This is a genomic window from Pseudomonas sp. ES3-33 (genome assembly GCF_000952175.1).
GTDB lineage: Bacteria > Pseudomonadota > Gammaproteobacteria > Pseudomonadales > Pseudomonadaceae > Aquipseudomonas > Aquipseudomonas gregormendelii.
This window is the reverse complement of the sequence record NZ_JZRI01000123.1, coordinates 1-2528: the sequence shown is the minus strand read 5'-3', so window position 1 is coordinate 2528 and position 2528 is coordinate 1. Positions and strand designations below refer to the sequence as shown.

The 2528-nt window shown below is 55.2% G+C and carries 3 protein-coding genes and 1 pseudogene; all 4 read right to left on the bottom strand.

Annotation, left to right across the window (positions count from 1 at the left end):
- The coding region (locus tag UB23_RS28785) for an acetyl-coenzyme A synthetase N-terminal domain-containing protein (RefSeq protein ID WP_152644228.1) at positions 1-169 on the bottom strand (169 nt) is incomplete at its 3' end.
- Between the two features lie 138 nt (positions 170-307).
- A complete protein-coding gene (locus tag UB23_RS30875; RefSeq protein WP_442963637.1) occupies positions 308-1138 on the bottom strand; it encodes a methyl-accepting chemotaxis protein in 831 nt (276 codons plus the stop codon).
- Between the two features lie 27 nt (positions 1139-1165).
- Positions 1166-2191: pseudogene (locus tag UB23_RS30870) on the bottom strand (HAMP domain-containing protein); the annotation flags it as partial.
- A gap of 152 nt (positions 2192-2343) precedes the next feature.
- Positions 2344-2528, bottom strand: a 185-nt coding sequence (locus tag UB23_RS20900) for an aldehyde dehydrogenase family protein (protein ID WP_045061213.1), incomplete at its 5' end; no start/stop codon positions are given.

The window sequence follows — 2528 nt, the reverse complement described above, 5'->3', positions numbered from 1 at the left end:
GCTTCACCGTGGTGAAAGGCTTGATCCAGTCGAGGCGCTTGGCTTGCTCGCGCCAGAAGCCGTCCGGGTTGACGACCGACTGCTGGTACATGGCTTTGTAGGTTGCCTCGTCGGTCAGCGTGTTGGCTGCTACCTCGGGACGAACGGGATACAGGGAAGCCGCACTCATCTTTCTTACCTCGGTGGAGTAGTTGTTTTTTGTGATCTGAAACTTTGCGTTCAGTTGTCATTCAGCATTGAGACGGGCCGCCGTTCGCAGCGGCCGATGCCGTACTTAGCCACGGACAATGTCATTCAGTTGCGTACTTCAAATCCTGAAACGGCTGAGAAGTCTGTCTTGCTCGCCTACATGTTCCCCCATCTCTGAACATTGGCGGACCTGCTTCTCGGCACCGCCGAATACTTCAAGACTGATATCGCGGATGTTGGTCGTGTTGCGATTGATTTCCTCGGTCGTGGCACTCTGTTCTTCAGCGGCAGCGGCAATCTGCAGATTCATATCATTGATGCGGTAAATGGCTTCACGTATGCGCTCGAGCGTTTCATTTGCTGCATAGGCATCCCCTGCCGTCTTGCTGGCAGTGTCGCGGCTCTGCTGCATACGCACTTGTGCGTGTTTCACACCCGTCTGCAATTGATCAATCATCAGGCGTATTTCCTGAGTGGATTGTTGAGTGCGTGAAGCCAGTGAGCGCACCTCATCAGCCACCACGGCAAACCCGCGTCCCGATTCACCAGCGCGTGCCGCCTCGATGGCTGCATTGAGCGCCAGGAGGTTGGTTTGGTCGGCGATGCTGGTGATAACCGCCACGATTGATTCGATGCTTTGACTGAGCGTGGACAACTCATTGATGGCATGACCTGTACTGTCCATCTCCTCAGCCAGACGCTTGATCGCCCCGGTTGACTTGGAGACCAGCGCCACTCCGTCTTCGGTTTCCTCGTTGGCAGTGATTGCCGCCACAGCTGCAGCTTGAGCACTTCGCGCAACGTCTTCGGCGGTCGAGGCCATCTCCTGCATGGCGGTGGACAGTTGATCCAGCTCCTGCAACTGGATCTGTACACGGTTGGCCGCCTGATCCGCTGCAGATGAAGTGGTTGCGGTGCTCTCGCGGACTTGTTGCGAGCTGCTCTTCACATCACCAATGAGCGTTTTCAGGTTCTGCAGAAACCGGTTGAACTCTCCGGAGACCCGTGCAATTTCATCATCGCCACGCACGGGTAATTGCCGGGTAAGGTCGCCGTCCCCGCGATTGATATCGACGAGCGAGTCTTGGAGTTGCTGCAGTGGCCAAAGCAGTCGCTTCACTAACAGGCCTAACAGAAGCAGGCTGATTATCACGCCGAGCACGGTACCCATGACGGCTCGCCAGCTCAGCACATGGGCTGCGGCCATGACGATGTCCTGGTCAAGTACAACCCCGATATACCAATCCATACCCTTGAGCCGGGAAAGCGGTATGAAGGACAGCAGAAGTTTCTTCTCCCCGACCTTGATCTCTTGGATCTGACTGTTCAGTGGAGGCTGGGCCCCACCGAAAATCTCCGTGTAGGACTTACCGTTTAGCTGGGCGTCCGGGTGGGAAATGATGTTGCCGTTTCGACTTAACAGGAACGCATAGCCAGCCCCACTGAAATCAAGCGTATTGACGGCCTCGGCCACCGTATTCAAACGCAGGTCCCCACCTAGCACCCCGACAAACTGATTGGCATCGGTGATCCTGGCAACGGCCGAAATCAGGATGTCACCGGTAGTGGAGTCTTTGTAGGGTTCGGTTAAAACGGCCTGCGTAGCACCTTTACCGGTCGCATACCAAGGGCGTAAGCGTCCATCGTAATCAGGTTTTGGATTCCAGGAGGCGGAGTTCTTGATGGGTTTGCCGTCAGACTCCAGCGCACCGAAAACCAGCTCGAATTCATTCTTCAGTGTTGGGGAATTGATGATGCGTTGAGTGGCTTGCGGATTGTACTGGCTGTCGACGGTTTGGACCGTCAGGTCCATCAGCCGAAGTTTCGCGTTCAGCCAGTTTTCTATCTGCCGTGCCACGGCATTGCTCGACTGGGAGATGCCCTCCTCGACTTGCGTGCGCAGAATGGTACGAACCTGACTGACCTGGATCAGAGACAGCAAACTGGTTGTTATGAACAGCACGCAGGCAGCCACAAGGCTTACCTTGTAACGGATTTTCATCGAGGACTCCGAAGGTTCGATAGCAATCAATTCGTACGTGAGCAACCGTTCCTGTAAGAGCCTGCGATCTGTTGATCCTGATCTTTAAAATCAAAAAAATCGCAGCCTGCGGCAGCTCCTACAGGTTCAGCATCACAGGATTTTGCGCGGGGTTAGAAGAACCCCAACGGATTGATGTCGTAGCTCACCAACAGGTTTTTGGTCTGCTGGTAGTGGTCGAGCATCATTTTGTGGGTTTCACGACCGACGCCGGATTTTTTGTAACCGCCGAACGCGGCGTGCGCCGGGTACAGGTGGTAGCAGTTGGTCCATACGCGACCGGCCTTGATGGCGCGGC